Genomic DNA, 25,985 nt, shown 5'->3' on the forward strand with positions numbered 1-25,985 from the left:
AGTCAAAATATCGTTATTCCTGCTTGCTAGTCGTTGTGGCTATTTGCCATTGGGTCACACCCTGACGCTGAGGCCCCAAGGCCTCCAGTAACTCTTTGAATCGTTGATCGTCGGCTTGTTTGGCTTGGGCGCGTCCTTCAAACAGCCCACCATCCGGCCCCCACTGACCTTGACCTGCCAAGGTCAAATCCCCCGCCAAGGTACGCAGGCTTAACTGCACGCCCTGACCCTTGCGGCTGACTGCCAATTGGTAATCACCCAGCTCGGCCTGGGCTGCCAGCGCGGAGCGTGCATTACGCCAATCCAGTTCCAGCAACGGCCCGGTTTCAGCGGCCAGAGCCTGACTGGGCCAGCGCAGCTGCAATTGCCCTTGCGGTTGCACGGTCTGCAACAAAGGATGTAAACGTCCTAACAGCGCGGCGGGAGCGGTCAGGCTTTGGCCCGAAATACGCCAACCTTGCAGGCTGGCCTGCAGGCGCACAGGCTGATCCAACCAGCCATGGCTCAACTCCATTTGCGGCCAGGGTGCCAAACGCCAACGCCAGCTGACAGGACCAGGAACGGTGCGGGCCAACAGACCCGAACCCACTACCAGCAAGCCTTGACCGGAGGCCAGGCTGCCATGGGCGGTTTCCAGCCGTAGCGGCAACTGCTCGGGCTGCCAGGCCAGCATCATGCGGGCAGGCAGAAAGGGCACGGCGGCCAGCAGCAGAGACAGCGCCAGCAAAACCCACCCCATGATCTTGGTCAGCTTTTTCATGAAGGCTCTCCTGCACGCAGCACAATGCGGCCATCCAGCAGACCGGCGCGTTCACGGCTATCGACCACAGAGCGACTCATGCTGACTTCCTGCACGGCAAAGCCCAGCACGCGAGGGGCGTGCATCAGCCAATCTATCAAGGCAGGAGCGGCCACGGCCTGGCAGACCAGAACACGTTGCTCGGCCTGTGACTGCTCTGTCTGACACTGGGTACCCAAGGTCTGCAAGCTGCGCTGCAACGCCTTGTCTTGCCCTTGTCCATCCACAGGCGCGACCAGCTCTTTATCCAGAACCTGAATTTGCGACAGCACGGTTTGCAGTTGCGCCATCTCGTATTGCAGACGAGGCAGCTCCTGTTTTGCCAAGGCCAGATCACGAATGGCAGGACGTAAGAGCAACAACCACAGAAACATCAAAACCAGCAAAGCGCCCAATACCGACAAGGCCAATTGATCCCGACGGCCCAAGGCTTGCCAGTACTGTCTTGCCAGGGCGAGCTTGCTTTGTACGGTCAGCCATACAGGCTGGAGTGCGGTGAATTTGCTCATTGCGGCGCCCCCTGCTGGCTGGCTGCTTGCGCTGCTTTGCTGAAACCAATTTCCCATTGGCGGGCAGACTCGCCCTGCTTCCACTCCAGATCCGATTCAGCCGGCAAAGGCTGCGCGGCCAGTTCGCTAGCCAGCGTCAAATGCAATTGCTGATCTTTGAAACTCAATGCCCGCACCTGTCCTTGCAAAGCAGGCCACTGCACGGCGCTGGCCATCAATAAACGATCAAAGGGAGCCGAGGCCGGGCTTTTCTCGGTCAGCAAACCATCACGATGCTGTCTGGCCTGCGTCAAGGGCGCGACGATAACGGGCAGGTGTGGCAAGGCTTGCCGAACCGCCTGCTCCATCTGGGTCTGTACCTGTTTCATCTGGGATCGCAACGATTGCGCCTGCTGCTGCAAGACCAAGGTCCAGCTCAAGATGGCGGCCAAAGTCCACCACAGGCTTTGTCGTAGCACGCTGTTTCCGCCACTGGCGGCCATCTCCGGCATCAGCAAGGAGCAGGCGGGTACGGTCAAGGTTTGGCCCTGGCCCTGCCTGTCTTGCTCATGGCCATCGGACCAGGCATAAACCCCGCTCAACGGCAGTCCCAACTGACGCGCCTGCTCCCCCAAAGCCAGCAAAGGCTGGCGCTCCGTCCAGGCCAATTGACTCATCCCGGACGGCCCCGGTGCCGAACAGGCCACCCACACCTGTTCGATAGGACTCAAGCACATAGGCTCGACCGCACTACTCGCCACAGCCTGCCGCCGCGAGGCGCTGACCGAGGGAATACGCGCTTCCGTCACCGTCGCCATCCCTGCAGGCAGGACCAGTTCCAAAGAGCGGGCCAGGCCCTTGAACTCCTGCACCTCTCCCCGCCCACGGCGCAATACCCTGGCGCGCTTGTCCCGCAGCACAAAGTCCACCGGCTGATCCAGCCTTGGCGGAGAGTCCAAATAAATACGCAGCACTTTGCTCATCACTTCAACGAATCCAGACAATCCGGCTGCGGTCCGCGGCCCTGTTGATCAGGGCCTGGGTCGCCACCCGGCTATGGTCAAGTCGTAACTCGCCACTTAATAAAAACCATTCACTGCGCACGCTCAGCGTTTGCCCCTTCAGCGCCTCCTGACGTTGGAGGCGGGCCTGCACATCGGCCTGATCCCGAAACCACTGGCCCCGGTCGCGCTGCTCCAAGAGGCCACGCCATTCCACCAGGCTGACGGAAGGCTGCACTGCCGCCAGCACCTGGGCACTGGCGGTATTCACATTCACGGATTTGGCTTGCGGCAAATAGCTCAGATATGGCTCCAGTTGCTTGGCCTGTTGCTCTGCATTGGGAAAGAAGTCCTGCAAATGAGAGGGCCAAGGCGCTTGCCCGGCCTGTGCCCGCTCCAATCGCTGGGCCAGCTCCAAAGCCAAAGAGGGTTCCTGCTGCAGATTGCCCAGCAATTGTTCCAATGCCTGCACATAGCGGGCCTGAATGCGACCATCGCGCAGCAATAAAGCCAGATTGAATTTGCCCTGCTCATCCTGGATATAGCCGGAGAAGTAAGCCGCACGGGTCTTGTCCGGAGTCTCTATCTTCAGCTCGCTCAGGGCCTGTGCCCACAGTCCACCTTTGTGCGTCACAGCCGAGCGCTGCGAGTCCAGACGCAAGACCAGCACAGCCCAATCCAGCGCACCGCGCAGCAACCAGTTGGCCTGCATGTAATCGCGCTCGCTGGCCAACTGGGTTGCCAGCCCACTTTGACGCTGGACGATGCCCATGGTGGCAATGGACACCGCCATCACGACCACCAGCGCATTGATCACCGCCATGCCTTGTTGAGATGCCCGATTCATAGCAGCATCACCACTTTGCGATACGGGTGCTCCTGCCCTTCCAACTGCACTGTCAGTTCTATGCCTGTAGCGGCTGCCCCGGCTTGATCGGGCCACGGCCAGCTTTGCCAGCCACGCGCCGGAATCCAGATACGCAAGTTCCAGGCGGTGACCTGCTCCAGCACATCTTGCAAAGGGCCCAACTCGGGCAAGGGGTAAACCGTTCCTGCCTGGGCAATAGCCCGTTGCAACACACCTTGCTGCAAACGCCATTGAATCTGCTGGGTTCCCGCTCCGGCTTCGGCGCGACGTTCGATCATCAGGATGGCCGGGCCTTCGCCCTTGGCTTGCCAGCGAATACTGGCTGGCAATACCGCCATCGCCCCCGTCGGGTCCGCGGGACCTGGTGCGGTGGGCAGATGCAACTCCAGATCCCGGCCCATTTGGGACAAGACATTGAACAAGGCCTGGGTCTGGCGCGCCTGTCGGCCAAGCTGCTCATCCGCGTGCAAGACCGCATCCAGGCCACGCCAGGACATCAGGCTGATCAAGGCCATGATGGTCAGGGCCACCAACATTTCCACCAAAGTGAAGCCTTCCTGGCCAGCGTCTGTCATGGCAAGGACGCCAAGGTCGCGTGCAACTCGGCCAGCACGGGGCCTTTGGGCATGGAAGCCTGGACCGTTACCTGACGAAAGAAACGATTGGCCGTGGCTTGCACGGTTTGCTTGCACTGCAAATTAAGAGGCCCCTGGCGACACGGCACCACGGTTTCACCCGGTTCGGGAAACAGGCGGCGCAAGCGCATCTCGGCCACCACGCCATCAACGGCCAGCAAGGCCAGGCTGCGTTCATGCATGGCCTGGCTACCAGAGGCGCTAAGGCCCAGTGCGCGCAATCCGGCGGTCAAGGCCACCGAAACGATCGCCAGCGCAATCAATACTTCAATCAAACTCATGCCACGCTCTGTCATGACTGCACATCAAAACGGCCCGTCGGGTCGCTGCGTAAATGCAGGACCTCGTGACCATCATCCAGCTCCAGCTGACGCGGCGCGGACAACCATTCATTCACAAAAACCCACGGTCCCGCCGGCTCCAGGCGCACACGCACTGATTCCAAAGTCCAGGATCGTTGGGGAAACAATTGGGCAAAACGGGCCTGATCGCGCAGCCAGCCCGGTGTGGGGCTGGCACCATCCGTAGCGTCCGGGATCAAGCTGAAGCGATAGCCCTGCTGATCCGCACTCCAGGCGACGCTACGCCCGCTTTCACGCACATAGCTTTGCAGTTCGGCCAGACGCAGAGCCAGTTGACGGGCTTCTCGCTGTATTCCGTGATCCCGGTCCAGCACCAGCACGCTTAAACCCGCGCTGCTGACAATGCCCACGATCAGCAAGACCACCAGGGTCTCGATCAAGGAAAAGCCCCGCTGAGCCACATCAGTCCCAATTGCCTATATCGGCATCACTGCCCGACCCACCGGCCTGCCCATCCGCCCCCAGCGAGAACACATCAATCTCGCCATGAACGCCGGGTTGCAGATACTGGTACGGATTGCCCCAAGGGTCGTTGGGCAGGCGGTCCATATAAGGACGCCAGTTGCGTGGCTCGGGAGGCTGGGTGGGACGCTGGTGCAGTGCCGCCAGACCTTGAGCGGTACTGGGGTAACGGCCGTTATCCAGGCGGTACAGCTTCAGGGCCTGTGTCAGGGCAGCAATGTCCTGACGAGCGGCGACGGCACGTGCCTGATCGGGACGGTCCATCAGACTGGGGACGACCAGGGCCGCCATAATGCCCATGATGACCACCACCACCATGACCTCAATCAGAGAAAAACCTTGTTGAGCGCGGGACTGAACAGAGCCGGCCAAACGGCGTGCCGGACGGCGAGATAAAGTAGATCGAGACATGAAGGAAATAAGCTACCCAAAAAAACCCAAGCTCTTGTCATACGGGCTTCATGCAGCACACGCACACTAAGAGCCCTTAAGACAGCCATCTCGGCCGTCTGCCAAAGCACTATGCGATGCAGTCTAAATGGGTATTATTTCCGCCATATTTCCGTCACATCTTTGGTTGCGTCTGTGTCAGGCCGGTATCGCTCTGGCCCTGATCAATTTGCTGATCAACCTGTTCCTGCCCTCGGATGGGACCATTGCGCCGGTACTGGAAGAAGACCACCGCGAGCAGATCAGCACGCAGCAAATTGCGCAGTGGTTTGGAGGCAGCACCGCGCTGCCCGAGTTGCGTTTGCATGGCATGATCGTAAGCGGCCAGTCGGGGGCAGCCCTGCTCAGCATCAATCAACAGCCGGTACGTGCGTATCGCCCTGGCCAGGAGCTGGCACCGGGTGTGCTGCTGGATTCGCTGCAACGCGAACACATTGTGATTACGGTAGATGCCGTGCCTCAACAAATCGCCACCGAGCGCAAAGGCCCCGCCATCATTCCCGGTATCCAGCAAGGGGCTAAGCCCTGAATTGAAGAGTTAGCAGTATGATTTAAAGCTGTCTTTCTTCTTCACCCTGGTGGGTATGCCTGCTTTACTTCGTCACTGGTTTGACAGCCTGCGCCCCAAGTCGCTGGCCATTGCACGCCCTGAAATGCTGCGTGCCACGCTAGGCGCCACGCTTAGCGTGTTGTTGGTTTCCTCTCTTAGCCTGTACCTGTCGGATTTTGCACATACGCATCATTGGTTGGTGGCGTCCCTGGCTGCCAGCGCCTTGCTGATTTTTCTGGTGCCAAGCAGCCCGTTGGCACAGCCCTGGAACATATTGCTGGGCAATCTGGTGGGCGCACTCACAGGCATTACCTGCGCGGTGCTGCTCCCTCATCCGATTGCTGCCATTACGATGGCCGTCTGCGTTGCCATGCCCATCATGCTGGCCCTGCGCTGCGTGCATCCGCCCAGTCTGGCAATGGCGGTCTTTCCCGCTCTGAATGGTATTCAGAACTACGACTTCGTCCTGTTTCCGGTGCTGTTTGACTCCTGCGTGCTGATCCTTCTGGGCATGCTGTACAACCGCCTGACCGGCGTGGCTTATCCGCCGGTACATAAACCCGCAACACGTCCGGCCGCCACACCAGCCCGCTTTACGGACCAGGATTACGATGCGGCTTTAAGCCACTACAACCAGACTCTGAACATCAGCCACGATGATCTGGAAAAGCTGGTCAGCTATGTGCACCAGTCTGCCTTCCGACGCAATCTGGGCACACGCCGCTGCTCCACCCTGATGAATGATGCGCCTCTGTCCTGCCTGGTCAGTACGCCCTTGCAGCAGGCCTGGGACATGATGCGCGAGCGCAAGATCAAGGCCTTGCCCGTGCTGGATCAGAACAAGCACGTGATTGGTATCCTGGCCCTGTCGGACTTCTTGCAACGCGCCGGACTGGATCAGCCGGATAATCTGCGCCAGCGACTCAAGCGCTTCTTGAGCCCCCGACAGCGTGCAGCCCCCACAGTAGCCGAGATCATGACTGCGCCTGCCGTTACCGCCAACGCAAACTGGTCGGTGGCAGAGCTGATTCCCTTGTTCAGCCAGGGCCGCCACCGTCACATGCCTGTGGTCAATGACCATAAAGAGTTGGTAGGCATGATTACCCAATCTGACCTGATGCTGGAGCTGTTCAGAATCCTGCAGCCACCACGCGGCAAGCAGGACTGAATATATAGATTCAGCCCAAAAAAATCCCCACTGTTTGCCATCGCCAAACAGTGGGGACAGATCAGCACCCGTGCGTCCAGCACAGGCGCAGAACCTTGTTACTCGGCCCGCAAGACACCACGGCGCAACTGATCGCGCTCGATGGATTCAAACAAGGCCTTGAAGTTGCCTTCACCAAAACCATCATCGCCCTTGCGCTGAATGAACTCGAAGAACACGGGGCCCATCAAGGTTTCAGAGAAAATCTGCAGCAAGAGACGGCGGTGGCCACCTTCCGATGTGCCGTCCAGCAAAATGCCACGGCTTTGCAGTTCTGCGGTGGGTTCACCGTGTGCAGGCAGGCGGCCTTCCAGCATCTCGTAATAGGTTTGTGGCGGTGCGGTCATAAAGCGCATGCCCATGGCCTTGAGCTTGTCCCAGGAGGCGATCAGATCGTCGGTCAGGAAAGCCACGTGCTGAATACCTTCACCATTGAACTGCATCAGGAATTCTTCGATCTGGCCCGAGCCCTTGGCAGATTCCTCGTTCAGGGGAATGCGGATTTTGCCATCGGGGGCGGTCATGGCCTTGGACGTCAGGCCGGTATATTCACCCTTGATGTCGAAGTAGCGAATCTCACGAAAGTTGAACAGGTGCTCATAGAACTGGGCCCAGTAAGCCATGCGGCCGCGATACACGTTATGGGTCAGGTGATCGATTTCTTTCAGGCCCGCGCCCACGGGATGACGATCCACGCCGTCCAGGTAAACGAAATCAATATCGTAGATGGAGTTGCCTTCACCAAAACGGTCGATCAGGTACAGAGGGGCACCACCAATACCCTTGATGGCAGGCAGACGCAGTTCCATCGGTCCGGTAGGAATATCGACGGGTTGGGCACCCAGTTCCAGCGCCCGCTCGTAGGCTTTTTGCGCATCACGCACCCGGAACGCCATGCCGCAGGCCGAAGGGCCATGCTCGGCGGCAAAGTAAGCAGCGTGGCTCTTGGGTTCTTCGTTCAGGATCAGATTGATCTCACCCTGGCGATACAGGGACACTTTCTTGGAGCGGTGTACCGCCACTTTGGTGAACCCCATCATCTCGAAGACAGGTTCCATCACACCAGGCTGGGGAGCGGCAAATTCGATGAACTCAAAGCCCATCAGGCCCATTGGATTTTCAAACAAGTCAGTCATAGCAGACTCCAGTTGCAATCAGGTAATCAAAGATGGCGTAAAAACGCCTTGAAACTTGGGCTCAAGCCTTGCAGGGGGGCGCGCAGGATACCCCACGCACACTGCGTGCCAAGTGATCACCAAACAACAATTGAAATCCCAGAAACCTCACAGGCTCTGCTCCAGTGGGCGGGAAGCCGAAATGCATTCCCATCGCCGACATTTATTATCAGGTAAACAGGCCTTTTTTCGATATAGAGCATTACCCTAGAGGCTTCAACCACCTGCTCTAGCGCGCCAGCAGCTGCGGCACGGACGAGACCAGCATGGCAATGCCGGACAGGGTCAACAGACTTAAAACAATGGCCCGAAACGTGCTTTGGCTAATGCCCACATACAGGCGCGCGCCCGCCAGCACAGGGATCAGCACAGCCAGCATCACCAGTCCTATAGACGGCAACAGGATCTGCCAATAAGAGGTACGCCGCCGGGTGAAGGCGGCAATCATCTGCCCTGTCCAGGCACCGCATACCGCCAGCACCGCGGCCAGTTGAGGCTCCAGAAACCAGGCCCAGCAGGACATGGCCACCATGCCAAAGGCAAATCCCGACAAACCCTGCACAAAACCCGCCACAATGGCGCCAACAGCCACCGCCCAGTAAACCGACTCCATCATCCCCCGCTGCTCCTTGCCTGTAGACAAGCGACAGTATCTCTCTTTACGAATCGAGCGGACAGAAAAAAGCCCCCACAATGGAGGCTTCCCAAACTGTTACCGGCGTCGGCCAAGACTGGCCAATCAGGCCTGGTTCAGATTGGTTCAGGCTGGGTCAGCAGCACGCAGATCACGAGGTTGGATCAGCGATTCGGCACGCAACACGTCATTCAGGGTCTCGGCATCCATCAAACCACGCTTGAGAACCACGTCACGAATATTGGTACCTGTCTGGAAGGCTTCGGCGGCAACCGAGGTAGCAGCTTTGTAACCGATGAACGGGTTCAAGGCGGTGACCAGGGAAATGGAACGCTCGATATTGCTTTCCAGGCATTCACGGTTGGCAGTGATACCTACCACGCAGAACTGGGTCAGCGTGTCGCAAGCATTGCTCAACAAAGCCATGCTACGCAACAGGGAGTGAATAATCACAGGCTCAAACGCGTTCAGCTGCAACTGACCGGCTTCAGCAGCCATGGTCACGGTCATGTCGGCACCAATCACTTCAAAGGCAACCTGGTTGACCACTTCAGGGATCACGGGGTTGACTTTACCGGGCATGATGGACGAACCAGCTTGCACGGCGGGCAGACAAATTTCACCCATACCAGCACGAGGGCCACTGGAGAGCAGACGCAAGTCGTTGGACAGCTTGGACAGCTTGACGGCAGCGCGCTTCAACACACCCGACAGGTGCAGGAAACCGCCGCAATCCTGAGTGGCTTCGATCAAATCGTCAGAGACACGCAGTTGAACACCGGATAGATCGGACAAGGCAGCCACAGCCAGCTGAGCATACTCAGGGTGAGCCGTAATGCCGGTACCAATAGCCGTACCGCCCAGATTCACGTCACACATCAGCTTGCGCGATTCTTTCAGACGCACGATGTCTTCGTTGATCATGGTGGCAAAGGCGTTGAACTCCTGACCCAGGGTCATGGGCACAGCATCTTGCAACTGAGTGCGGCCAATCTTCATGTACGAGGAGAATTCCTCGGACTTTTTCAGGAAGGCGTCGCGCAGACGTTCCATGGCGGCAAACAGCGGGTCCAGCGAACGGTAGGCAGCCAGGTGCAAAGCCGTTGGATAGACATCGTTGGTGCTTTGGGCCATGTTCACATCTTCATTGGGGTGAAGATACTGGTACTCGCCGCGCTTGTGCCCCATATGTTCCAAGGCCAGGTTACAAATAACCTCGTTGGCATTCATATTGGTCGAGGTACCTGCGCCGCCCTGAATCATGTCTACCACGAAATGCTCATGGCACTTGCCCGCTTGTACGGCCTGACATGCAGCCACAATGGCGTCGTGCTTATCCTGCTCCAGCAAACCCAGTTTGAAATTGGCCTGAGCAGCTGCCTGCTTGACCAGCGCCAGAGCATTAATCAGTTCCGGGTAAGTTGAAATAGGCGTACCGGTAATGTGGAAATTCTCCTTGGCACGCAAGGTATGAACACCATAATAGACTTCATCGGGGACTTGGCGGTCTCCCAGCAAATCATGTTCGATACGGAACTGACTCATAATTCCTTCGTTTCCTTAATAACGATAGCAAGACTTTTTTGATACGCCTCATACTCAATCCCGGACTACAAACGGAACAAAGCCCTACCATTTCTTGCGAACTTGGCAGGGGCTCGGGGACATGCTGGCAAATACCGCTAATAAGCTTTGGATAATGCTTGTATCCAATTCCGGAAAGCAAAGGCCCGTAAAAAACGGGCCTCTATTGCAATCCGCCAAGCGGGGTGAATGATCCAACCGCCTTTTTTGAAGGCATCGTCGAGCTCGGGAAGCGCTTTGAACATTGTAAACGCCGAGCGCTCACATGCACGTCGTTTTGCGGTTTTTCTTGAGTTGGGCCGCCTTGTCTTCCTGACTGACAGTTGAAAACTCACTTAATTTAGCGGTGTATCTCCGATATAGCTCGCTCATCATGTCTGTAACAAGAGTCTGGCGCTTTGGACACGAGCGTTGCGCGCTTGCATCATTTTGATGCGTTCAAGCCATAAGACTCACAGCACAGGATCAAAAATCATCCCATGCTGCCCGGATAGGAAGTCCGGAAACCTTGCAGTTTGAGAAAAAAAGGAAGGCAAAAGAGTATACACAGGCTTTACGACTATTCTGTAAACCCATAGCCGCTTATACTGAAAAAAATTGAACTTATTTTACTAAATGAAAATTCCTAATCAATAAAAGATGTTTAAATCAGTAAAAATGGAATTAAAAAATAAGATAAATTTCCACATTAAAAGCAGCGGCTCAGTAATAAAAGAAAGCAAACCCGTTTTTATTGGGTTTTATTGATTCTTTCTAAATAACTACTGCTCTTTGCCGCGCACTCCTTAACGGCACAGCACTATGAAATTACTCGATCTGAAATATCAAACTATCCTGAGCGAATCCCAACGCCAGGCCCACCCTAAAACCGAGGATATCGAACTGTGTTTACGCGTTCTGTCGCTGGCCTCCAGCATTAATCGCGCTTCCAGCTCTGTTCTGAACGAATTTGGTCTGTCCGAAGGACGTCTGGTTCTGCTGTTCTTGCTTAGCCGCCAACCCTCTGGCCTGAGCCCCGCGCTATTGGCAGAACAAGCTGGCGTGACCCGCGCCACCATCACCGGCCTGCTCGACGGGCTGGAACAGCAGCAATTGCTGGTACGCCAGAACAATACCTCGGACCGCCGCGTGCTCACTGTTAAACTCACCGAGGCCGGACAAGAGTTGTGCGAGCACCTGCTGCCCTATTACATCGAGTGGCTATCGGGCGTATTTAGTCATGTGCCCCAAGACGTGCGCGAACGCTTGTCCAATTTGTTATCCAAAGCCCTGCAAGGCAACGACACACCGGAAATCAAAGTTGAAAAGCCTCTTTCGCACACCATCCCCGGAACCATGCAGCGCAGTTATATGGCTTAAGGCACAAACTCGCCTTGTCCCAGGGTCGACCTTGTCGTCGGCCCTACACCGTCAAGGGTGGCAACCGTATCGGTGCCACCCTTTGTTTTCGTCCCTGCAAGGCTGAAACTTATGGATGCTGCTGTTATGGATGCCATGAAAAAATGGCCCAATGTACCCGCTGTCAGCGGGTATATCTCTTTGGATCAGTCTGGTCATTGGCGTCATCACCCGGCTGGCGATGCTAACCAGCACCCAGGGAAAGTGGGCGAGCGCATTGCCCACCAGGGTTTGTTGGCATTTTTCAACCGCAATTATCAGGCGGACGAACAAGGCCGCTGGTTTATCCAGAATGGTCCGCAACGTGTTTATGTCCGTCTGGACGCCGCCCCACTGATTGTGTCCCTGGCCCAGGATCAAGCCCATTTGCAAGACCATACTGGCCGACCTGTTGAAACTATTCAGGCCTGGTACATCAGCGCTGAGGGCAGGCTCTATTTGCGCACCTCCGCAGGCCCGGCCTTGTTGGCGGGTCGTGATGTTCCTGCCCTGCTGGAACAGTTACGCACAGACCAACACGGCCTGGAGAGTCTGGATCTGGAGCAAGCCCAGCGCAGCGAAGGCTGGTCCTTGCCCGCTTACCCACAAGCCTGTTCCCTGACAGTCTGGTCGTCCTGCGTGTCGCCCGCCGAGGAATTGGCGTATATTGTTTTGCCAGAGCCCGATCCCATTTGAACCGCCATCACAGAATCTGCATGACCCAGCCATCCGCCTCTTTCTATTTCCCCGCCCCACGCACGCAAAACTTCTGCAATCAATGTGGCAGCAAATTGACACGCCTGGTGCCCCCGGACGATAACCGCATGCGTGATGTCTGCGAAAATTGCGGCGCGGTGCACTACCAGAATCCCCGCAATGTGGTCGGTATTGTGCCCATGTGGAAGGACGATCAGGTCTTGCTGTGCCGTCGCGCTATCGAGCCGCGCTATAACACCTGGACCTTGCCCGCCGGTTTCATGGAGCTGGGCGAAACGCTGGGGCAAGGCGCCTTGCGTGAAATGGGCGAGGAAGCGGGTGCGCAAGTCGAACCCGGCCCACTCTTTACCGTTATCAGCGTACCTTACGCTGAACAAGTTCACGTGTACTACTTGGCCAAAGTCATCAGCGACGTGCTGGACCCCGGTCCGGAGTCCCTGGAAGCCCGCTTCTTCCACCTGGACGACATCCCTTGGGACAACCTGGCTTTTCGCACCGTAACCGCCACCCTGGAGCGTTACGTCGAAGACCACAAGGCAGGCCGCTTCCAGATTCACGAATTTGATATCGCCCCCCGCGACCACGGCTGATCATGTCGCTTGTATGGGTCGCTCCTGATCAGGCCCTGCCCAGCCCTGAACACGCCAGCCCCGAAGGGCTGGTGGCTGCCGGTCTGGATTTAAGCGTTCCACGCCTCCTGGAAGCCTATAGCCAGGGCATGTTTCCCTGGTACAGCCCTGGCGACCCGGTTCTGTGGTGGTCTCCTGATCCGCGCATGGTGCTGGAGGTCGATCAATTCAAGATTTCCCGCTCCCTGGGCAAAAAACTGCGCCAGATTGCACGGCAGCAAGATCAGGACGACGCCCCTGTCCGTGTCACCTGCGATCTGGCCTTTGAGCAAGTTATAGGCCAATGCGCCGCCCAACGTAGTGCGACCGGCACCTGGATCAGCCCGGATATTGAGCAGGTCTATACAGATTTGCACCACAGTGGCTACGCCCACAGCGTAGAAACCTGGATGGGCGGCAAGCTGGTCGGCGGTTTGTATGGGGTGAATCTGGGCCGCTTTTTCTTTGGCGAATCCATGTTTGCCTTGCAAACCGATGCCAGCAAGATCGCCCTGGCCCATCTGGTGGAGTTCCTGAAGTTCGCGGGCATCCCGTATATAGACTGCCAGCAAGAGACATCGCATCTGGCCAGTCTGGGTGCCAGCCCCATCCCCCGGAAAGACTTTATGGCTGCCCTGGCCTGGGCCAAAGATCAACCCAGCCCGGTCTGGCCGCGTGGGGCATTGCAACTAGGCCTGCCCCCAACTTGCTAGGCTGGCGCGAGCATCCCATAATGGCTCTATCACGCTTGGCAGAGTCGCATGAATTATCCCAAAGCACCCAGTCCCCAAACGCTGCAATTCTATTCCACGGCCAGCTATCGTTGCAGTTACCTGCCAGAACAACAGGCACGCTCGCTGGTTGCCGCTCCTGCTCACCTGATTAACGACACGGTTTACTCCAAGCTGGTCCAGCAAGGCTTTCGACGCAGCGGCACCTTCACCTATCGCCCCTATTGCGACCAGTGCCGCGCTTGCCTGCCCCTGCGTTGTGACACCCTGCATTTTCAGCCTGACCGTGCCCAGCGCCGTGCCAAAAAACGCCACGGCAATCTGGTCGTACAAGACCTGCCCCTGCACTGGAATGCCGAACACTACGAGCTGTACCGCCGTTACCAGGCCAGTCGCCACCCCGGCGCCGGCATGGACGAGGACGACCAGTCCCAGTACGCCCAGTTTCTGCTGGCCAGCCATGTCACTTCGCGCCTGCTGGAGTTTCGTGAACCCGACGGTACCTTGAAAATTGTGGCCGTCATCGACGTGCTGCAAGACGGGCTTTCCGCTGTCTATACCTTTTTTGATCCCGACGACACCGGCAGTCTGGGCACCTACGCCGTGCTCTGGCAGTTGGACTATTGCCGTCAACAATCCCTGCCCTGGCTCTATTTAGGCTACTGGATCGAAGAAAGCCGTAAAATGGCCTACAAAACCCGCTTTCGCCCCTACCAGCTCCTGATGAAAGGTCGTTGGGAATGGCTGGCTTAACGTCCTCTTTTATCGATCCCCATGTCTGCCCTATTCAGCCTTTATCCCTTGGCTCGCCGGGTGCTGTTCAGTCTGGATGCTGAACACGCTCACGAACTGACTCTGAAATCCCTGCATTGCGCCCACCAAACTCCTATTTTGGGCAGTTTGCTGAAAGACCTGCCCAGCAAGCCTCTGGAACTGATGGGTTTGAAGCTGCGCAATCCTGTGGGTCTGGCCGCAGGCCTGGATAAGAATGGCGCGCATATTGATGCCCTGGGCGCACTGGGCTTTGGTTTTGTCGAAGTTGGCACAGTGACCCCGAAAGCGCAGCCCGGCAATCCCAAACCACGCCTGTTCCGCTTGCCTGAAGCCAATAGCCTGATCAATCGCTTTGGCTTTAACAACCACGGCCTGGATACCTTTATTGAAAATGTGCGCAAAAGCCAGTTCCGCTCGCAAGGCGGCATTCTGGGCCTGAATATTGGCAAGAACGCGAGCACCCCTATTGAACAGGCCGATCAGGACTATCTGACGTGTCTGCGTGCGGTCTACCCCCACGCCGATTACGTCACTGTGAATATCTCCTCACCCAACACGCAAAACCTGCGTGCCTTGCAGGCTCAGGATGAACTGGCTCGTCTGCTCGGTTCCTTGCAAGCGCTACGTACGGAATTGGCACAAGAACACCAACGCTACGTGCCCATTGTGGTGAAAATCGCCCCTGACCTGGATCAATCACAAATTGATGCCATTGCGGACACGGTTCCATCGCAAGGTCTGGACGGCATTATTGCCACCAATACCACCTTGTCGCGCGATGCCGTACAGGGTTTGCGCCACGGCCAGGAGCAAGGCGGTTTGTCCGGTCCACCAGTGCACGAATTATCCTTGAACGTCATTCGTCGTCTGCGCGAGCAACTAGGCCCCGACTTCCCTATTATTGGTGTTGGCGGTATTGAATCTGGCCGTCAGGCTCAGGAAAAGATCCAGGCCGGAGCCCAGGCGGTACAGCTGTATACCGGCTTGATTTACAAAGGCCCGGCCCTGATTTCCGAGTGCATTCGCGCCCTGTAAAACGCATCGTGCCCGCGTAACGCGTGCACTAGCACCCTGAAGCACGGTCACTATTGGCACTGCACGCAAGAAAAAAGCCAGCTCAATGAGCTGGCTTTTTCTTTAGCGCCTGATTAAATCAGACAAGCAAAAACTTACTTCTTGCTGGTAGCAGCAGTCGCAGCAGCGGCAGCGGCTTCAACCGTTTTGTTGCTGGCTTCGGTGACTTGAGCAGCAGCTTTCAGGCTGGCGTTGGTGGCAGCCTGGATGTTGCTTTCAGCAGCATCAGCAGCTTGGCGAGCAGCCTTGACAACGGTTTCAGCAGCGTTGGAAGCCGTGGCGAAGGAAGACTTCAGCAAAGCAACAGCGCTTTCGGTACCGGTAGGCGCATTTTTGGCCAGCTGGTCGATAGCGTCAGCGGCGTGCTGTTGACCTTGAGCCAGTTGAGCTTCAGCGATACGCGACAGGTTCAGTTGCAGATCGGAGAAGATGTCGTAAACGCTTTTGCCGTATTCCAGAGCCTGGGCAGCATTAGGCTTGGCCACGCTTTGCGACAGGGCCACAACGTCTTGCACGTCTTTGGCGTTGATAACTTGCTGGGATTGGCCTGCCGCTTGTTCCAGCGAGCTGCGCAGCAGATTCAGGTTCAGACCAACCAGTTTTTCAAAGCCTTGCAGCAATTGACCTTGAGCAGCGAACAGGTTGTTCAAAGTAGCTTGTTGGGATTCCAGTACGTTTTGTGGAATAGCACTCATGATGTTTTCCTTGGAGATACGTGGCCTGGGTCAAGCCAGCGTGAAATTAGTGTCAGTGTTACTAGACAAGGGTCTGAAGAAGGCCCGGCCCATTCGCAACTACGCAAGGCAAACCTTCTATGTTGCACCGCAACAATTCAACTTTAAGCGCTATCCAAAACAAAGTCAACGTAATTTGTTGCGCTGCAACAAAACCGTCATGGACTTGTAATCAAGACTGGAAAAACAACACTAAAACACAGACTTAACGCTGTTTGTCGTATCCCAGCGTTTCGGAAATTTTAGCGGCGGTATTCAGCAAAACGGGAATCCAGTCGTCGTGCAAGCGCTCGGCCGGAGCAGATAAAGACAGACCGGCCAAAAGCTTGCCGGTGTCGTCATACACACCAGCCGCAATACAGCGCACACCCATCTCCAGCTCCTCGTTATCGCGGGCATAGCCCAGACGACGAACTTGCGCCAATTCGCGCTCCAGCAATTCCAGTTGAGTAATGCTGTTACGAGTCGCACCGGCCAGGCCGGTACGCATGACGTAGGCCCGCACCTGACGCGGTTCCCAGGAAGCCAGAAACAGCTTGCCGGTCGAGGTCAAATGCAAAGGTGCATGGCCACCAATGGCGCGCACCACCTGCATACCCGAGCTCTCGCTCCAGGAACGTTCCACATAGACAATTTCATCGCCCTGCTGCAAGGACAGATTCACCGTTTGTCCGGTGTACTTGTGCAGCTCGCGCATGGGGCCCAGGGAAGCCGCACGCACATTCAGACGGCCTTTAACCAGGGAGCCCAGCTCCAGCAAACGCATGCCCAGTCGGTATAAACCGCTGTCCACGCGCTCCACATAACGCCCCACTACCAGATCGTTCAGGATACGGTGAGTGGTTGAGGTATGCAGGCCAGTTGCAGCCGCCAGATTCTTCAATGCCACTGGCTCAGATTGCTTGGCCAGTTCGTCCAATAGAATCATGGCGCGTTCCAGAACCTGGATCGACATCTGACCACCATTGTTTGACGACGCGCCTGAGGGCGTAAAGGAATTTGTTGTCATTATTAGGAGAATTATGATGCAACGCAACAAATTCCATAATATGAAATGGTCGCGCGCTTGGCAAGCGCTATTTTAGCGCAGGGCTCAAGCTCCCGCCCAAGTCCAGCACCTGCTGGCGCAAATAAGCCAAGGCCTCTGCCGCCGGTTCCGGCTCCCCTTTAACGCCCAGATCAATATGTGGCTGTCCGCCCGCTTCCCCCACGCTGGGCAGGCTAAACGCTTTCACACCTGGCCAAGTCAGCTCTACATGCTCCATGGCCGGCGTAATACGCGACTCTGGCAAGTTAAAGGCCAGGAAAGAGTGTTCGACTCGATGAGCCAGATGGTGCAGTTCCCGATAGCGAGTATCCAGCGTCCACTCCATCATGGGCCAGGCCATCACAGGAAAACCCGGCATGAAGGTGTGATTGTGAATGAAAAAACCGGGAATCTTGTTGTAGACGTTGGGCACAATTTCGGCACCCACCGGGAACACACCCATCTGCAGGCGCTGCTGGTTCTCGGGCAAGGACATATCCGCACTACCCACGCCATTACGCTCATTTTCAGCACAGCGCTCAGCAATCAAGGCTGCGGCCTCGGGATGCAGCCTCAGCTCCACACCCAAAGCCTTGGCCGCCGCCTGGCGGGTTTGATCATCCGGTGTCGCACCAATCCCACCACAGCAAAACACAATATCCGGCGTCGCAAAACTGCGCTCCAGGGTGGCGGCAATCGTATCCAGGTCATCAGGGATGATCTGGGCGCCTCCCAGCTGCAAGCCCCTGGCCCCCAGCAGCTCGATCAGTTTTGAAAAGTGTTTATCGTAGCGACGTCCCGACAGGATTTCGTCGCCAATAATAATCAGACGAATAATGGCTTGATCCTTAGTTGTCATGGTCAATAAGCGTAGTAGAAGCCGCTGCTGCCTCGTGCTGGCGCAGGCGACGAAGGTTTTCCAAAGAGAAGTGGGCAAACACCAGAGCCGAGAACACAGGCAAGACCAGCCAGGCCGGTGGAATCAGGTTCAAAAGGGCAAAGATCAGACCGATCAACCAGTACTGGCTATTCAGACGGGACCACAGATATTTGCGCTCTTGCACATTCGCGTGCTCAACCAGGGAATCCACCTGCAACATGCGCGTCAGGGCAAAAACCCACCACAGCACGGGCAAAATCAGCGCAAAAGGAGGAAAAATCCATAACGGCAAGGTGACCAGCCAACCCACTACAAACAAGGTTCCCACCCACACCGCGTTCCAGACGCTGTAGACCGTGGCATTGTGGCCTTGCTTGATCAGATCGGGATAGTCTTTCTGCTGCAAATGGCCCAGGACCAAAGGCATGACCAGCACAGCGGCAATAATCAGGCCCAACACACCGGCCAGAGGCAACAAAATGCCTAAAGCCAACAAGGGCGCCAGATACACTTTCAGCGAGAACAGGCCCAAGCCCACCAACCACTGATCCACGGATTCAAAGGCATTCCAGCCCCCCAGCAGCTCCAGCAACCAGGTCTGAATAGGGGTCCACAATAGCCAGCTCAGTAAAATCAGGCCCACAAACATGATCAGGAAAGGCATGACCAGGGCCACCAGCATGCGTGGCTGAAATTGCGACACCAAAGAACGCTTGAAGGCGATGGAGATGCTGGCCCAACCGCCAGCAGGGCCCGATCGCAATGGGGCAGACGAAGATACGGACATACTGCTCCTGCTAAGCAAAATCGATTACCCGAGTATCATAGACACAGTCGCTTCTTTTTGTCTGTATGAAATTATGGCCTTGTTCAACGCCCAACACGATCTGACCGCCCTGGCGGCCCACCTGCAAGCCGAACCCGATGCTTTGTTGATTGCCTGTTTCTGCGCCGAATGGTGCAAAACCTGTCAGCAGTATCAACCCGCTTTTGAGGCTTTGGCCACACAGTTTCCCCAGGCTTGCCTGATCTGGATTGATATTGAAGAGCAGCCCGAGCTAGTGGGCGATGAAGATATTGAAGATTTCCCCACGCTGCTGATCCAGAACGAAAATGGGACCGTTTTCTACGGTCCCATGCTGCCTCATATCGAACATCTGGAGCGTCTGGTGCACAGCATCTCCGAACGCAGCCCGGTCGTTGATGCCGGGCCTGGGGATTTGCGCGCCTTAGTAGCGGCCGCCGCCTAACAGCACACCCACCGAACGCTTGCGCGTTGTATTGGAAGGAGTCGTCACCGCTGGCTTGGGCGCAGCAGCGGTCGATGGCTCGTAAGGCTTGAGGAAAAATTCATCCACGGGTGGCGTGTTCGACTGATACGAACGACGCTCGCCACGCTCGTGACGGTTGGAACCGGAACGGGACGAGGAGGCAGCCGCTGGCAGATCCAGCTTCAGACGTGGCACAGACGTGCCAATCAGCTTCTCAATTTCTTGCAGCAAATGCTCTTCATCAGGAGCCATCAGGGCAATGGCTTCACCCGAGGCGCCAGCACGACCAGTACGGCCAATACGGTGCACGTAGTCTTCAGCGTTGTACGGCAAGTCCACGTTGATCACGCAAGGCATACCGGCCACGTCCAGACCGCGGGCGGCCACATCAGTTGCTACCAACACATCCACACTGCCGCTCTTGAAGGCGTCCAGTACCTTCATGCGCTCCAGCTGGCTTTTATTGCCGTGGATGGATTCCGCCTTGATGCCTTCACGCTCCAGATAGCGGGCCAGTTGACCAGCACCAATCTTGGTATTGGAAAAGACGATAGTCTGGGTCAGCTTCTTGGTCTTGATCAGATGCGCCACGGCACGACGCTTCTCGTCCGCCGACATGGGGTACACCACCTGGGTGACTGTCGATGCGGTCGCGTTACGGGCAGCCACTTCGATCTCGACCGGATCATTCAGGAAGTTGCGGGCCAGCTTGCGGATCTCCTTGCTGAACGTCGCCGAGAACAACAGGCCCTGACGATTCTTGGGCAGCAAGGACACAATACGGTCCAGATCGGGCAGGAAGCCCATATCCAGCATGCGATCAGCCTCATCCAGCACCAGAATGCTGACCTGGCTCAAGTTGATCGTGCGCTGATCAATGTGATCAAGCAGACGACCTGGGGTGGCGATGACAATTTCAACACCACGGCGCAGGGCTTCTTTTTGCGGACCAATATCCACACCACCGAACACCACCGTCGAGCGCAAGGGGACCGATTTGCTGTAGAGCGCAATGCTCTCGGCCACCTGGTCGGCCAGCTCGCGTGTTGGTGTCAACACCAAAGCCCGCACCGGGTGGCGGGCGGGCGAAGCGCTGGTCGTGGCGTGCGCCATCAGACGATTCAGGATAGGCAAGGAAAAGGCTGCCGTCTTACCTGTACCCGTCTGGGCTGCCCCCATGACATCACGGCCGGCCAGCACCACGGGAATCGCCTCGGCCTGAATAGGCGTAGGCTTGGAATATCCCGCCTCGGTAACGGCGCTTAATATTCCAGGGTGCAGACCGAAATCAGCAAACGTAAGGTCATTGGGGGTCGAAGGAGTTTTATCTGTCATGTACGCAAAAAGTCGGCTTGCCACCAGTGGCAAGCATTTGTAACAATCCTATTTTAACTTATGCCCGCCTGCCTCACAGCAGTCACGGGCATGTCAGTACTCGGGTCAGGATTTTATGGCATCACGGCACGTATCAGCCAGAACGCCACCATCCCGGCCACGATTACCCAAACAGCGTTACGGGTACGGATGAACACCAGCACAGCCACCAGGCTGGCCAGAGCTTTAATATCCAATCGGGGGGTGTCGCCGTAAGCCCAAGGCAAAAGTTCCGGGATAATGATTGCTGCCAGAGCAGCTACCGGAGCAAAGCGCAAGGCGCGCCGCATACGTTCGGTCAGGGGCAGCAAATCACCAAACATGAAATAGCCGGAGCGGGTGAGCAAGCTGCACAACACCAACAGGGCGATTGCACCCAAAACGTACCAATCATACTGCCAATCGCTCATCACCGTGCATCCCTATGCCGTTGCAGTTGTTCTGCCGCCACGCCAGCCAGCACTCCGCCAAGCACCGCTGCCACCAGCCCCAAACGCAGGGGCAGCGCCTGTCCGACCCATGCAATCACGCTGGCCGTAATCAAACAGGCCCACATGGCACGGTTGTTGACCAAGGGAATCAGGAGCGCCAGCAGGGCCAGAATGGCCGCAAACTCCAGCGACCAGGAAGGCGGCACATAGGCACTGAGCACAATGCCTGACAAGGAGGCAATCTGCCAGCTTAGCCAACCAGGCAGGATGATTCCCAGGTAATACCAAAGATGCTCGCGAGAGCCGCGCTCTTTGGAGTCGCCATACTTGGACATGAACAGCACAAACACCATGTCACTGGTGATATAGCCCAGGCCCAGGCGTTTCTTCCAGCTCAGATGACGAAAAAAAGGCTGCAAGGCCGCTCCAAAAATAATGAAGCGAATATTGACGATGAACCCGGCAGTGAAAATCAACCACAAGGGCGCGTGGGACTCGATCAGCGGCAAGGCCGTCAGCTGGGCCGAGCCCGCATACACAAACAAGGTCATCAAGGTGGCCTCAAACCCGCTCAAGCCGGACTTGACCATGGCCACGCCCGTTACAAAGCCCCAGACCACAGTGGCAATCAAGGCGGGAATGAAGTCGATGAAACCGGCGCGCATGTGTACACGATCCTGTGCACTAGGCAACAAGGCCGATAATCTTGTGATGGCTGACACGCCGTCTCCTGAGATGTGCTGCCCGCAAGCTGTAAACAGCGGCGGCAGCTTTGCTTATGATTTTTCTTATTCTAGAAGCAAAACCGAGGCACGAACATCTTGCTCTGTTGATAAGGTCAAGAAAAAACAGGCCGGGTCTTGCTACAATCGCTAGTCTACGCACGTAAAGTTCGGCACCGCCGTTGCGTGCACGGTATTCTTACCTCTCTCATTGTTATCAGGAACCTTATGAGCGCCGCTATCGAACCTAAAAAAGCAGATCACGAACTGATTATGGTCGGAGCCGACGATCTGCCCGTGCACTGCCCCCGTCCAGGTGGCACACTGTGGAACATGCACCCCCGCGTGTATATCGATATCAGCAAGACCGGCGAAGCCGCTTGCCCTTACTGTGGTGCCCGCTACCGCCTGAAAGAAGGCGAGAAAGTTCACGGTCATTAATTTCTGAATCTGGCTTCGTTGGACCCCACTGCTCCCCCCTCTGGCAATGCGATAGAGCCGGGCCCTGTGCCCGGAGCTGACGCGCAACCCTGGCGTCATGCCGATACGGTTGCCCGTCTGGATGCCAGCGCCTGCCCCCTGCCCGCCTGGTTACCTGGCGGACACATACAGACCATTCATGGGGCATTTTTTGCCCGCCATCACCATATCGCCTTTGTCCGTCAAAGGATTGATACACCCGATGGCGACTTCCTGGACCTGGACTGGACCGGGCCTGGTCTGTTTGCCGACAAGCTGGCCAACGGTGCCACCGCCCAACCCGACGCCCACTTATCCCGCACCGCCGCCCGTCGCTGGATGCAACCCCAGGATTGGGACAGCCTGCCCAGCACGGCCGATACCCATGCCCTGGTTCTGTTTCATGGGCTGGAAGGCAGCAGCCGCAGCCATTACATCCAGGCAATCGCCCAGTACTTCCGCGCCCGTGGCTGGATTGTGGTGGTCGCTCATTTCCGGGGCTGCTCGGGCTTCCCGAATCGCATGGCACGCGCCTATTACTCGGGTGACTCGGAAGAAATCAGCTTTATCCTGAATACGGTTCGAGGCCATCTGCCCAATGTGCGCTGGCACGTAGCCGGCACCTCGCTGGGCGGCAATGCCATGCTCAAATATTTGGGGGAAGCGGGTGATGAAGTGTCCTGGTTGCAGGCATGTGCATCCATTTCGGTACCACTGGATCTGGTCGCTTGCGGCCGCTACCTGTCCGAATCCCGAATGGGCCGCTGGTTTTACTCGCCCTATTTTCTGAAAAGCATGCGCAGCAAGCTGCAGGACAAGACCCACCGTTTTCCAGGCATGGTCGATACGGCCCGCTTGAATCAGGCCCGCACCATACGCGACTTCGACGACATTTATACCGCGCCCATGCACGGCTTCAGCCATGCGCTGGATTACTGGACGCGCGCATCCAGCAAGCCTTTGCTGCGCAATATCAAAATCCCTACGCTCGTTTTGAATGCTCGCAACGATCCTTTCGTGCCGCATGCCAGCTTGCCGACCATTCAGGACTGCTCGGACTCCATCCTGCTGCATCAACCTGCCGAAGGCGGGCACGTCGGTTTCATCACGGGCAGCATCCCCGGCAATATGGGTTGGTTACCCGCAAGACTGGCCCGCTTCTTTGAAACCAATAGCTAAGATTGGCTAAAGCGGGCCTGCGGGCTCATCAGGAGCGGAAACGCTCCAGCAAGATACGCTCACTTTCCACACGTTCACGCAATTGACGAATCTGCGTATCCAGCTCGGATTGCTGATAGAAGTCCTGGGTCAAATTGCGCGCCTGCTGCAATTGCTCCACAGCGGTAGGCAGAGCCCCCACTAATTCATAGTACTCAGCCATGGTACGTCGGGCCTTTACACCGTCGCCCAAACGATCATAGGTTTGTGCCAGCAACTGATGCAGCTGGGGTTCATCAGGCCATTGCTTGATACGCTCCATCAAGAAAGCCTGCGCCTGATCGTTTTGCCCCAATTGCTGCAAGACCTGCACATAAGCCAAAGCCACCCCTTGGCTCTTGGGCCAACGCTGCCAGGCCTGCTTGGCCAAATTCAAAGCACCTTGCACATCTCGATCGGCAATCGCAATGCGTATACCCAGGGTATCCAGCTCCGGAGCCTGGAATTTGCCCTGTCCCCGCGCTTCGGTCAGATGCGCACGAGCCTGTTCATAATCCTGACGGCCTTGCGCAATATAGGCCAGACCGTATTGCGCCGCAGAGCGCTCCAGATCACTTTGTGACTGGTTCGTGCTTTGCAGCGCCTGCTCCAGAACACGCAAGGACTGCCCACCCCCAGCCTGCATCACCATCAACTTCGCACGGATATACCAGAACGAAGGGGTGTCCTGATAATTACTGGCTGGCAGACCGCGCACCCGGTTACTGATGTCCGATTCACGCTGCTGAGACATGGGGTGAGTGCTGGCGTACTCATTGGCTGTCGCGCGCTCATTCAGACGCGAAGCCGCGGCCAGACGCTGAAACATCTGCACCATGCCTTGTGGCTCATAACCAGCCTTGAGCAGCATCTCGAAACCGACGCGGTCAGCTTCTTGCTCGGCCTGACGAGAAAAACCCAGCTGCCTATCCACGGCCGCTGCTTGTCCGAAAGCAGCCGCCCCCATCGCCAGGTCACCACTGCCCGCCAGGGCCCCCAACAAGGCTCCGGCCAGAGCAGCAATCAGCAAATGGTTGCTTTGCGCACTTTGGGTAATACCGCGAGCAACGTGACGTTGCGCTACGTGGGCAATTTCGTGAGCCAGCACCGAGGCCAATTCGGACTCGGACTGTGAAGCCGTGAACAGACCGCTATGAATACCGATATAGCCACCGGGCAAGGCGAAGGCGTTGATGCTGCTATCACGCAGGGCAAATACCGTCACTGGCTGCGCCATGGCAGGACCGTACTGGGCCAGCTTGCGGCCCATATCCGTCAAATACTGATTGATGTCCGGGTCCGAGACATAGTCGGGTGAACGCCTGCCCTGCTCCATGATGGCATTGCCCAAAGTCCGCTCCAAAACCGGAGACAACTCGGCACCCGAAGCTGCTCCCATTGAAGGGATGCCCACAGGCTGCGCCTGCACAGGCAACACTGAACCGAAAGCCAGCGACAAAGCCAGACATAGAGAAAGCGCGGAACGGGCGGGTTTAAACTGCATGGATACTCCCGACAAAATCAATTGGCCCTGACCATCATAGCGCTTGTCCGCTTGCGAGATTCTGGCAAACGGTGACGCGCTGACAGGCGCATCAAGGTGCCCAAGGCATACAAAAGGCCAAACACTTCAACCAGACCGGCCAGCACCCACATAATCAGGCCACCCATGACCTGATCAGCCAGCGCATCCATACCCGGAATGGCACGACCGCATAAATCGAAAATCGGATAAAGGTCATATTCAGTAAATGTGATGATGGCGCCCACAATCATCTGTGGCACCATCGTAATAACCGGCGAAAGTATACGCCCACCCACCGACAGCCGGGCCGGTGGTGAAGGCCGACGATCCAGAATCAGGTTCCAGTACATGATCCCGCTGATGACCACAGACCAGTTCATCAAACGGTACAAACGCCAGTCCAGCATGGAATAGAACTGCACCGTAGGCAGCATCCAGATCAGGACCAGGAAAACAAACAGAAAGGCGACCAGTATCGGGTTGGTCAGGACAGCCTGAACACGTCGGCCACTGGGTCGGCGCAACCATTGAGCCAAAGCCCGCCGCCAGCTCAACGGCAGCCCCGCACGCAAGGTTTGACCGGGATAGGCACCCATCAGGAACAAGGGGCCCAGATGATGCAAGATCAAATGCTGGGCCCGATGGATGAAGAACATGCGCTCGGCGTAATAGTCCAGGCGCGTGTGCAAGGAAAGGTAGAGGAGAATCAGGCCAATCCAGAAGAAGGACTGGCGCAAAAGATTGGGGCGGTGTACTTGCCGCCCCCGGACGTACAAAGCGATGACCAGCAAGAAGGTCAAAAGCAGAACAGGAGAAAACTCCCAAGGTGTCAGCCAGTCGAGCAAGGACATAGCAGCGCCATCCGCAAC

The 25,985-nt window shown here is 56.8% G+C and carries 31 protein-coding genes; 11 read left to right on the plus strand and 20 right to left on the minus strand.

Going from position 1 to position 25,985, the window contains the following annotated elements; all coding sequences use genetic code 11:
• Window positions 1-13 precede the first annotated feature (13 nt).
• The 8 genes from gspN to gspG are packed head-to-tail and all read right to left on the minus strand — an operon-like array spanning window position 14 to window position 5,026.
• Entirely contained in the window at window positions 14-760 is a 747-nt protein-coding gene (gene gspN, locus N879_RS10605; protein WP_009460064.1) for a type II secretion system protein N, read from the minus strand.
• On the minus strand, window positions 757-1,308 hold the full coding sequence (gene gspM / locus N879_RS10610; protein WP_021446949.1) for a type II secretion system protein GspM: 552 nt from the start codon (window positions 1,306-1,308) through the stop codon (window positions 757-759). The genes gspN and gspM overlap by 4 nt, the downstream gene beginning before the upstream one ends.
• A complete protein-coding gene (locus tag N879_RS10615) occupies window positions 1,305-2,291 on the minus strand; it encodes a GspL/Epsl periplasmic domain-containing protein (RefSeq protein ID WP_235484282.1) in 987 nt (328 codons plus the stop codon). The genes gspM and N879_RS10615 overlap by 4 nt, the downstream gene beginning before the upstream one ends.
• Window positions 2,275-3,135 (minus strand): type II secretion system minor pseudopilin GspK, encoded by an 861-nt coding sequence (gene gspK / locus N879_RS10620; protein ID WP_021446950.1) that lies wholly within the window; start codon window positions 3,133-3,135, stop codon window positions 2,275-2,277. Before gspK ends, N879_RS10615 begins: the two co-directional genes overlap by 17 nt.
• Window positions 3,132-3,731, minus strand: a complete 600-nt coding sequence (locus N879_RS10625; RefSeq protein ID WP_009460074.1) for a PulJ/GspJ family protein — start codon at window positions 3,729-3,731, stop codon at window positions 3,132-3,134. Before N879_RS10625 ends, gspK begins: the two co-directional genes overlap by 4 nt.
• Window positions 3,728-4,087, minus strand: a complete 360-nt coding sequence (gspI, locus tag N879_RS10630) for a type II secretion system minor pseudopilin GspI (protein WP_009460075.1) — start codon at window positions 4,085-4,087, stop codon at window positions 3,728-3,730. Before gspI ends, N879_RS10625 begins: the two co-directional genes overlap by 4 nt.
• The gene (locus tag N879_RS10635; protein ID WP_009460076.1) at window positions 4,084-4,554 is read right to left on the minus strand and encodes a prepilin-type N-terminal cleavage/methylation domain-containing protein; all 471 of its coding nucleotides are present in this window, start codon (window positions 4,552-4,554) and stop codon (window positions 4,084-4,086) included. The genes gspI and N879_RS10635 overlap by 4 nt, the downstream gene beginning before the upstream one ends.
• A 1-nt stretch (window position 4,555) precedes the next feature.
• On the minus strand, window positions 4,556-5,026 hold the full coding sequence (gspG, locus tag N879_RS10640; protein ID WP_021446951.1) for a type II secretion system major pseudopilin GspG: 471 nt from the start codon (window positions 5,024-5,026) through the stop codon (window positions 4,556-4,558).
• A 127-nt stretch (window positions 5,027-5,153) separates the two neighbouring features.
• On the opposite strand from gspG, the gene N879_RS10645 reads away from it, so the two are divergent.
• Both N879_RS10645 and N879_RS10650 read left to right on the plus strand, forming a co-directional pair.
• Window positions 5,154-5,594 carry a hypothetical protein gene (locus tag N879_RS10645; protein ID WP_009460079.1) on the plus strand — a complete coding sequence of 147 codons (441 nt, stop codon included), beginning with the start codon at window positions 5,154-5,156 and terminating at the stop codon, window positions 5,592-5,594.
• 55 nt (window positions 5,595-5,649) lie between these two features.
• Entirely contained in the window at window positions 5,650-6,783 is a 1,134-nt protein-coding gene (locus tag N879_RS10650) for an HPP family protein (protein ID WP_009460080.1), read from the plus strand.
• Window positions 6,784-6,881: 98 nt separating this feature from the next.
• On the opposite strand, the gene hppD is transcribed toward N879_RS10650, so the two are convergent.
• The 3 genes from hppD to aspA form a co-directional block, all read right to left on the minus strand.
• Window positions 6,882-7,958: a 4-hydroxyphenylpyruvate dioxygenase gene (gene hppD / locus N879_RS10655; protein WP_021446952.1), complete on the minus strand. Its 1,077-nt coding sequence runs from the start codon at window positions 7,956-7,958 to the stop codon at window positions 6,882-6,884.
• A gap of 268 nt (window positions 7,959-8,226) precedes the next feature.
• Complete coding sequence (locus N879_RS10660; protein WP_082453649.1) at window positions 8,227-8,610, minus strand: TSUP family transporter; 384 nt, start codon at window positions 8,608-8,610, stop codon at window positions 8,227-8,229.
• A 147-nt stretch (window positions 8,611-8,757) separates the two neighbouring features.
• Window positions 8,758-10,176 carry an aspartate ammonia-lyase gene (gene aspA / locus N879_RS10665; protein WP_009460082.1) on the minus strand — a complete coding sequence of 473 codons (1,419 nt, stop codon included), beginning with the start codon at window positions 10,174-10,176 and terminating at the stop codon, window positions 8,758-8,760.
• 840 nt (window positions 10,177-11,016) lie between these two features.
• Here aspA and N879_RS10670 point away from each other — a divergent pair.
• The 6 genes from N879_RS10670 to N879_RS10695 all read left to right on the plus strand — a co-directional run bounded on the left by N879_RS10670 (window position 11,017) and on the right by N879_RS10695 (window position 15,457).
• Window positions 11,017-11,574, plus strand: coding sequence for a MarR family winged helix-turn-helix transcriptional regulator (locus N879_RS10670; protein ID WP_021446953.1), 558 nt, complete (start codon window positions 11,017-11,019; stop codon window positions 11,572-11,574).
• A gap of 111 nt (window positions 11,575-11,685) precedes the next feature.
• Window positions 11,686-12,288 (plus strand): DUF2946 family protein, encoded by a 603-nt coding sequence (locus N879_RS10675; protein ID WP_009460084.1) that lies wholly within the window; start codon window positions 11,686-11,688, stop codon window positions 12,286-12,288.
• 20 nt (window positions 12,289-12,308) lie between these two features.
• Window positions 12,309-12,899, plus strand: a complete 591-nt coding sequence (locus N879_RS10680; RefSeq protein WP_009460085.1) for an NUDIX hydrolase — start codon at window positions 12,309-12,311, stop codon at window positions 12,897-12,899.
• 2 nt (window positions 12,900-12,901) lie between these two features.
• Entirely contained in the window at window positions 12,902-13,630 is a 729-nt protein-coding gene (aat, locus tag N879_RS10685) for a leucyl/phenylalanyl-tRNA--protein transferase (RefSeq protein ID WP_009460086.1), read from the plus strand.
• Window positions 13,631-13,678: 48 nt separating this feature from the next.
• Window positions 13,679-14,401 (plus strand): arginyltransferase, encoded by a 723-nt coding sequence (locus tag N879_RS10690; protein ID WP_021446954.1) that lies wholly within the window; start codon window positions 13,679-13,681, stop codon window positions 14,399-14,401.
• Window positions 14,402-14,422: 21 nt separating this feature from the next.
• Window positions 14,423-15,457, plus strand: coding sequence for a quinone-dependent dihydroorotate dehydrogenase (locus tag N879_RS10695; RefSeq protein ID WP_021446955.1), 1,035 nt, complete (start codon window positions 14,423-14,425; stop codon window positions 15,455-15,457).
• Window positions 15,458-15,591: 134 nt separating this feature from the next.
• On the opposite strand, the gene phaP is transcribed toward N879_RS10695, so the two are convergent.
• From phaP to N879_RS10720, 4 genes are all read right to left on the minus strand, one after another.
• Window positions 15,592-16,191, minus strand: coding sequence for a TIGR01841 family phasin (gene phaP, locus N879_RS10700; RefSeq protein ID WP_009460089.1), 600 nt, complete (start codon window positions 16,189-16,191; stop codon window positions 15,592-15,594).
• Window positions 16,192-16,435: 244 nt separating this feature from the next.
• Window positions 16,436-17,185, minus strand: coding sequence for an IclR family transcriptional regulator (locus N879_RS10710; protein WP_009460091.1), 750 nt, complete (start codon window positions 17,183-17,185; stop codon window positions 16,436-16,438).
• Window positions 17,186-17,306: 121 nt separating this feature from the next.
• Complete coding sequence (locus tag N879_RS10715) at window positions 17,307-18,116, minus strand: competence/damage-inducible protein A (RefSeq protein WP_021446956.1); 810 nt, start codon at window positions 18,114-18,116, stop codon at window positions 17,307-17,309.
• On the minus strand, window positions 18,106-18,924 hold the full coding sequence (locus tag N879_RS10720; protein WP_009460092.1) for an EI24 domain-containing protein: 819 nt from the start codon (window positions 18,922-18,924) through the stop codon (window positions 18,106-18,108). The genes N879_RS10715 and N879_RS10720 overlap by 11 nt, the downstream gene beginning before the upstream one ends.
• A gap of 73 nt (window positions 18,925-18,997) precedes the next feature.
• Between N879_RS10720 and N879_RS10725 the strand changes: the two genes are divergently transcribed.
• Complete coding sequence (locus N879_RS10725; protein WP_009460093.1) at window positions 18,998-19,387, plus strand: thioredoxin family protein; 390 nt, start codon at window positions 18,998-19,000, stop codon at window positions 19,385-19,387.
• Here the strand turns inward: N879_RS10725 and N879_RS10730 are convergent.
• The 3 genes from N879_RS10730 to N879_RS10740 all read right to left on the minus strand — a co-directional run bounded on the left by N879_RS10730 (window position 19,367) and on the right by N879_RS10740 (window position 21,878).
• Complete coding sequence (locus N879_RS10730; RefSeq protein WP_031232711.1) at window positions 19,367-20,743, minus strand: DEAD/DEAH box helicase; 1,377 nt, start codon at window positions 20,741-20,743, stop codon at window positions 19,367-19,369. The genes N879_RS10725 and N879_RS10730 overlap by 21 nt on opposite strands.
• A 113-nt stretch (window positions 20,744-20,856) precedes the next feature.
• Window positions 20,857-21,192, minus strand: coding sequence for an AzlD domain-containing protein (locus tag N879_RS10735; protein ID WP_009460095.1), 336 nt, complete (start codon window positions 21,190-21,192; stop codon window positions 20,857-20,859).
• The gene (locus N879_RS10740) at window positions 21,192-21,878 is read right to left on the minus strand and encodes an AzlC family ABC transporter permease (protein WP_009460096.1); all 687 of its coding nucleotides are present in this window, start codon (window positions 21,876-21,878) and stop codon (window positions 21,192-21,194) included. Before N879_RS10740 ends, N879_RS10735 begins: the two co-directional genes overlap by 1 nt.
• Before the next feature lie 285 nt (window positions 21,879-22,163).
• On the opposite strand from N879_RS10740, the gene N879_RS10745 reads away from it, so the two are divergent.
• Both N879_RS10745 and N879_RS10750 read left to right on the plus strand, forming a co-directional pair.
• Complete coding sequence (locus N879_RS10745) at window positions 22,164-22,376, plus strand: zinc-finger domain-containing protein (protein ID WP_021446957.1); 213 nt, start codon at window positions 22,164-22,166, stop codon at window positions 22,374-22,376.
• A 66-nt stretch (window positions 22,377-22,442) separates the two neighbouring features.
• Window positions 22,443-23,573 carry a YheT family hydrolase gene (locus N879_RS10750; RefSeq protein ID WP_009460098.1) on the plus strand — a complete coding sequence of 377 codons (1,131 nt, stop codon included), beginning with the start codon at window positions 22,443-22,445 and terminating at the stop codon, window positions 23,571-23,573.
• Window positions 23,574-23,601: 28 nt separating this feature from the next.
• Here N879_RS10750 and N879_RS10755 read toward each other — a convergent pair whose 3' ends face one another.
• Window positions 23,602-25,095, minus strand: coding sequence for a M48 family metalloprotease (locus tag N879_RS10755; protein ID WP_021446958.1), 1,494 nt, complete (start codon window positions 25,093-25,095; stop codon window positions 23,602-23,604).
• Between the two features lie 17 nt (window positions 25,096-25,112).
• On the minus strand, window positions 25,113-25,967 hold the full coding sequence (locus tag N879_RS10760) for a cytochrome c oxidase assembly protein (protein WP_009460099.1): 855 nt from the start codon (window positions 25,965-25,967) through the stop codon (window positions 25,113-25,115).
• Window positions 25,968-25,985: the final 18 nt, after the last annotated feature.

The sequence above is a fragment of the Alcaligenes sp. EGD-AK7 genome (genome assembly GCF_000465875.3).
Taxonomy (GTDB): Bacteria; Pseudomonadota; Gammaproteobacteria; order Burkholderiales; family Burkholderiaceae_B; genus Alcaligenes; species Alcaligenes phenolicus.

Coding starts and splice junctions, on each gene's coding strand:
- gspN (WP_009460064.1), bottom strand. CDS start 760: ATGAAAAAGCTGACCAAGATCATGGGGTGGGTTTTGCTGGCGCTGTCT.
- gspM (WP_021446949.1), bottom strand. CDS start 1,308: ATGAGCAAATTCACCGCACTCCAGCCTGTATGGCTGACCGTACAAAGC.
- gspK (WP_021446950.1), bottom strand. CDS start 3,135: ATGAATCGGGCATCTCAACAAGGCATGGCGGTGATCAATGCGCTGGTG.
- N879_RS10625 (WP_009460074.1), bottom strand. CDS start 3,731: ATGACAGACGCTGGCCAGGAAGGCTTCACTTTGGTGGAAATGTTGGTG.
- gspI (WP_009460075.1), bottom strand. CDS start 4,087: ATGACAGAGCGTGGCATGAGTTTGATTGAAGTATTGATTGCGCTGGCG.
- gspG (WP_021446951.1), bottom strand. CDS start 5,026: ATGTCTCGATCTACTTTATCTCGCCGTCCGGCACGCCGTTTGGCCGGC.
- N879_RS10645 (WP_009460079.1), top strand. CDS start 5,154: ATGGGTATTATTTCCGCCATATTTCCGTCACATCTTTGGTTGCGTCTG.
- N879_RS10650 (WP_009460080.1), top strand. CDS start 5,650: ATGCCTGCTTTACTTCGTCACTGGTTTGACAGCCTGCGCCCCAAGTCG.
- hppD (WP_021446952.1), bottom strand. CDS start 7,958: ATGACTGACTTGTTTGAAAATCCAATGGGCCTGATGGGCTTTGAGTTC.
- N879_RS10660 (WP_082453649.1), bottom strand. CDS start 8,610: ATGGAGTCGGTTTACTGGGCGGTGGCTGTTGGCGCCATTGTGGCGGGT.
- aspA (WP_009460082.1), bottom strand. CDS start 10,176: ATGAGTCAGTTCCGTATCGAACATGATTTGCTGGGAGACCGCCAAGTC.
- N879_RS10670 (WP_021446953.1), top strand. CDS start 11,017: ATGAAATTACTCGATCTGAAATATCAAACTATCCTGAGCGAATCCCAA.
- N879_RS10675 (WP_009460084.1), top strand. CDS start 11,686: ATGGATGCTGCTGTTATGGATGCCATGAAAAAATGGCCCAATGTACCC.
- N879_RS10680 (WP_009460085.1), top strand. CDS start 12,309: ATGACCCAGCCATCCGCCTCTTTCTATTTCCCCGCCCCACGCACGCAA.
- aat (WP_009460086.1), top strand. CDS start 12,902: ATGTCGCTTGTATGGGTCGCTCCTGATCAGGCCCTGCCCAGCCCTGAA.
- N879_RS10690 (WP_021446954.1), top strand. CDS start 13,679: ATGAATTATCCCAAAGCACCCAGTCCCCAAACGCTGCAATTCTATTCC.
- N879_RS10695 (WP_021446955.1), top strand. CDS start 14,423: ATGTCTGCCCTATTCAGCCTTTATCCCTTGGCTCGCCGGGTGCTGTTC.
- phaP (WP_009460089.1), bottom strand. CDS start 16,191: ATGAGTGCTATTCCACAAAACGTACTGGAATCCCAACAAGCTACTTTG.
- N879_RS10710 (WP_009460091.1), bottom strand. CDS start 17,185: ATGTCGATCCAGGTTCTGGAACGCGCCATGATTCTATTGGACGAACTG.
- N879_RS10715 (WP_021446956.1), bottom strand. CDS start 18,116: ATGACAACTAAGGATCAAGCCATTATTCGTCTGATTATTATTGGCGAC.
- N879_RS10720 (WP_009460092.1), bottom strand. CDS start 18,924: ATGTCCGTATCTTCGTCTGCCCCATTGCGATCGGGCCCTGCTGGCGGT.
- N879_RS10725 (WP_009460093.1), top strand. CDS start 18,998: ATGGCCTTGTTCAACGCCCAACACGATCTGACCGCCCTGGCGGCCCAC.
- N879_RS10730 (WP_031232711.1), bottom strand. CDS start 20,743: ATGACAGATAAAACTCCTTCGACCCCCAATGACCTTACGTTTGCTGAT.
- N879_RS10735 (WP_009460095.1), bottom strand. CDS start 21,192: ATGAGCGATTGGCAGTATGATTGGTACGTTTTGGGTGCAATCGCCCTG.
- N879_RS10740 (WP_009460096.1), bottom strand. CDS start 21,878: ATGCGCGCCGGTTTCATCGACTTCATTCCCGCCTTGATTGCCACTGTG.
- N879_RS10745 (WP_021446957.1), top strand. CDS start 22,164: ATGAGCGCCGCTATCGAACCTAAAAAAGCAGATCACGAACTGATTATG.
- N879_RS10755 (WP_021446958.1), bottom strand. CDS start 25,095: ATGCAGTTTAAACCCGCCCGTTCCGCGCTTTCTCTATGTCTGGCTTTG.
- N879_RS10760 (WP_009460099.1), bottom strand. CDS start 25,967: ATGTCCTTGCTCGACTGGCTGACACCTTGGGAGTTTTCTCCTGTTCTG.